The following is a 4418-nucleotide window of genomic DNA, read 5'->3' as shown; positions in this document are numbered from 1 at the left end:
AACGGTTCGCCCTCGCGCAGGAGTTCGGTGAGGGACCAGTCGACGTGCGGGGCCAGGGCCTGCTCGCACTGCGCGATCCGCTCGGCGAAGACGGGTTCGGTGTCCAGGAGCGGGGCGGCCATACCGGCCCACTGCGAACCCTGGCCGGGAAAGACGAAGACCGTGCGCCCGTCCGCGGTGTCCCGGCCGCGCACCAGGTGCGCGGCTCCGCCCGCGAGGCCGGTCCGCAGCTGCTCGCGGTCGCCGACCAGCACCGCGCGGTGCTCGAAGGCGGTCCGTCCGGCCAGCGTCCGGGCGACGGCCGACGCGGCGGCGTCCCGGTCGGACAGCCGTTCGGCCAGCCGGTCGAACTGGTCGTCCAGGGCCTGCTCGGTGCGGCCGGAGAGCAGCCAGGCGACCGGTTCGTCCGGAGCGTCCCGCGTCACCGGCGCGGGGTCGGCGGCCGGGGCCTCCTCCAGGATCACGTGCGCGTTGGTGCCGCTCATGCCGAACGAGGACACCCCGGCCCGGGCCGGGCGGTCCGTTCGCGGCCACGGCACCGGCTCGGTGACCAGCGACAGGGCGCCGGCCGACCAGTCGACCTTGCCGGAGGGCCGGTCGACGTGCAGAGTCGCGGGCACCAGGCGGTGCTGGATCGCCAGCACCGCCTTCATCACCCCAGTGACCCCGGCGGCGGCCTGGGTGTGCCCGACGTTGGACTTCACCGAGCCCACCAGCAGGGGGAGTTCGGCCGGCCGCTGCTGCCCGTAGGTGGCCAGCAGCGCCTGGGCCTCGATTGGGTCGCCCAGCGTGGTACCGGTGCCGTGCGCCTCGACCACGTCGACCTCGGCGGCCCGCAGGCCGGCGTCGGCCAACGCCGCGCGGATCACCCGCTGCTGCGAGGGGCCGTTGGGGGCGGCCAGGCCGTTGCTGGCGCCGTCCTGGTTGACCGCCGAGCCGCGCAGCACCGCCAGCACCGGGTGGCCGTTGCGCCGCGCGTCGGAGAGCCGCTCGACCAGCACCACGCCGGCGCCCTCGGACATGCCCATCCCGTCCGCGGCGTCCGCGAAGGCCTTGCAGCGGCCGTCCGCCGCCAGCCCGCGCTGGCGGGAGAAGCTGAGGATCGCGCCCGGCGTGGACATCACCGCCACGCCGCCGACCAGCGCGAGCGAGCAGTCGCCGGCGCGCAGCGCCCGGGCGGCCAGGTGCAGCGCCACCAGCGAGGCCGAGCACGCCGTGTCGACGGTGATCGCCGGGCCTTCGAGGCCGAGCGTGTAGGCCACCCGGCCGGAGACCACACTGGCCGCGCTGCCGGTCAGCAGGTGGCCCTCGTGTTCCGCGGACTGGGCCACCGCGGCCGCGTAGTCCTGGTAGTTGACGCCGGTGAACACCCCGGTGCTGCTGCCGCGCAACGCCACCGGGTCGATGCCGGCGCGTTCGAGCGCCTCCCAGGAGGTTTCGAGCAGCAGGCGCTGCTGCGGGTCCATCGCGAGCGCCTCGCGCGGTGAGATGCCGAAGAACTCGGCGTCGAAGTCGCCCGCGTCGTGCAGGAAGCCGCCGTGGCGGGTGGTGGAGGTACCCGGCCGGTCCGGGTCGGGGTCGAACAGGGTGTCCAGCGGCCAGCCGCGGTTGACCGGGAACTCGGACACCACGTCACCGCCCTCCACCAGCAGCTGCCACAACTGCTCCGGCGTGCTGATCCCGCCCGGCAGCCGGCAGCCCATCGCGACGATCGCGATCGGCTCGTCCGGTTCTGCGGTCCGCACGCCAGGGCCGTCGGCCGGGTCGGAGCGCTCACCGAGCAGGGAGGAGCGGATCAGCTCGGCCAGCACCCCGGCCGACGGGTAGTCGAAGACCAGGGTGGCGGGCAGCCGCAGGCCGGTGGCCGCGTTGAGCCGGTTGCGCAGCTCTACGGCGGTCAGCGAGTCGAAGCCCAGCTCCTGGAAGGCCCGGGCGGCCGGTACGGCCTCCGCCGATCCGTGCCCCAACACCTCGGCCGCGTGGCCGCGCACCAGGGTGAGCACCACCCGGGTCTGCTCGGCCTCCGGCAGCCCGGCCAGCCGCTCGCGCAGCACCGAGGCGGCCGGGGTGGCGGCCGGCGCGGCCGTCGTCCCGGCGAGCGCACGGACCTCCGGCACCCCGGTCAGCAGGCGGCTGGGCCGCACGGAGGTGAAGACCGCCGAGAACTGCGCCCAGTCCACCTCGGCCAGGGCGATGACCGTCTCGTCGTCGTCCAGCGCGTGCTGCAGCGCGGTGACCGCCGGCTCGGGGTCGATCAGCGGCAGGCCCTGGCGCTGCACCCGGTGGAAGTCGGCCTCGTCGAGGGTCTCCCGCTCGGCCCACGGGTTGGCCGCCTTCCACACGCCCCAGTCGACGGCGGTGGCGGTCAGTCCGCGGCCTCGGCGGGCCTCGGCGAGCGCGTCCAGGTAGGCGTTGCCCGCCGAGTAGGCGGCGTGGTTGCTGCTGCCCCAGACGCCCGCGATCGAGGAGAACAGCACGAACGCGTCCAGCTCGCGGTCCAGCAGCTCGTCCAGGTGCTTGGCGCCGGCGGCCTTCGCGGCGACCACGCGCTCGAAGGAGTCGACCGGGACGACGTCCAGCGGCGCCAGCTCGATGTAGGCGGCGGCGTGGAAGACGGCGGTGACCGGCTCGCCCCGTTCCTCCAGGTCGGACAGCAGGCGGGCGACCTCCTCGCGCTCGGCCACGTCGCACTGCGGCAGGCTCAGCCGGGTGCCCAGTTCGGCGAGTTCGGCCGTCAGCTCGGCCGCTCCGGGCACGTCCGCGCCGCGCCGGCCGGGCAGCACCAGGTGCTCGGCGCCGCCCCGGGCCAGCCAGCGGGCCAGGTGCGGGCCGAGCGCGCCGGTGCCGCCGGTGACCAGGACGGTCCCGCGGGGCCGCCAGGCGCGGCGCGGCACGGTGGGGCGCGGGGCGCGGACCAGCCGGCGGGCGTACAGACCGGCCGGGCGGACCGCCAGCTGGTCCTCGCCGGTCGCGCCGGTCAGCGCCGCCCGCACGGCGTCCAGGGCCCGCGAGTCGAGCACCGGCGGCAGGTCGACCAGGCCGGCCCAGCGCGCGGAGTGCTCCAGCCCGGCGACCATGCCGGTGCCCCAGACCAGCGCTTGGTCCGGTGCGGTCAGCGGGTCGCCGACGCCGACCGACACCGCGCCCCGGGTGGCGCACCAGAGCGGCGCGTCCACCCCCAGGTCGCCCAGCGCCTGGATCAGCGCCAGGGTGAGCGCGGCGCCGGTGGGCAGCGCCGGGTGGGCCGGGTGCGGCGCACCGGCCGACGCGAGCAGCGACAGGATGCCGGTGAGGCCCTCGGCGCCGTCCGGGCCGGTCGTCGCGGCGGCCAGCCGCTCGGCCGCGGCGGAGCGCTCCACCTCCCGCTCGCCCAGCTCGACGGTGCGCACCTCGGCGCCGCCCCGGCCCAGTGCCTCGGCCAGCGCCGCCACGGCGGCGTCCTCGTGGTGCCCGGCGGGCACCACGAGGAGCCAGCGGCCGCCGAACGCGTCGTGTGCGGGTGTGGGCAGCCGCTGCCACTGGACGCGGTAGCGCCAGGACTCCAGCGCCGAACTCTCCTGCTGCCGGCGGTGCCAGGCGTTCAGCGCGGGCAGCACCTGGCCCAGCGAGCCGGCGTCCACCGCCAGGGTGCGGGCCGTCGCGGCCAGGTCCGTGTCCGCGACCAGCCGCCAGAACGCGCTGTCGTCGCCCTCGGCGCCGGTGCCGGCGGGAGCGTCGGCGCTCAACCAGTAGCGCTGCCGCCGGAAGGGGTGGGTCGGCAGCTCGATCCGCCTCCCGCCGCTGCCCGCGTACACCGCGCTCCAGTCGACCGGCACTCCGCGCACCCACAGCTCGGCCGCCGTGGTGAGCAGCCGGGGGAGGCCGCCCTCGTCGCGCCGCAGGGTGCCGGTGGCCAGCACGTCGGGCGCGTCGGCGGCCGCCGCGCCGTCCAGGACCGGCAGGGTCAGCACCGGGTGCGGCGAGACCTCCAGGAAGACCTGGTACCGCTGGGCGGCGAGCGCGCGCACCCCGGTCTCGAAGAGCACGGTCTGCCGCAGGTTGCGGTACCAGTAGTCGCCGGTCATCAGGGTGGTGTCCAGCCAGTCGCCGGTCACCGTCGAGAAGAGCGGCACCCTGCTCGCCGTCGGCCGCACCCCGGCCAGCAGCTCGGCGAGCCGCTCGCGGATCCGCTCGACCTGCGCGGAGTGCGAGGCGTAGTCCACCGGGATCACCCGGGCCCGGACGCCCTCGCGCTCGCAGGCCGCGACCAGCTCCGCCAGGGCCTCGCTCTCGCCGCTGACGACGACGGTGGTGGGGCCGTTGACGGCGGCGACGGAGATGCGCTCGTGCCAGGGGGTGATGAGTGCGTGGGCGCGGTCGAGGGGGTGGGTGAGGGAGACCATGCCGCCGGTGCCGGTGATGGTGTGGATGGCTTGGCT

At 76.4% G+C, this 4418-nt stretch carries 1 protein-coding gene; it reads right to left on the bottom strand.

What is annotated here, in order from left to right; genetic code table 11:
* On the bottom strand, positions 1 to 4418 hold a 4418-nt coding region (locus tag ACFXHB_RS44425), incomplete at both ends, for an SDR family NAD(P)-dependent oxidoreductase (protein ID WP_380582882.1).

Origin of the sequence: Kitasatospora sp. NPDC059327 (assembly GCF_042752535.1) — a bacterium.
Lineage (GTDB): Bacteria > Actinomycetota > Actinomycetes > Streptomycetales > Streptomycetaceae > Kitasatospora.
This window is presented reverse-complemented; position numbering and strand designations above follow the sequence as displayed.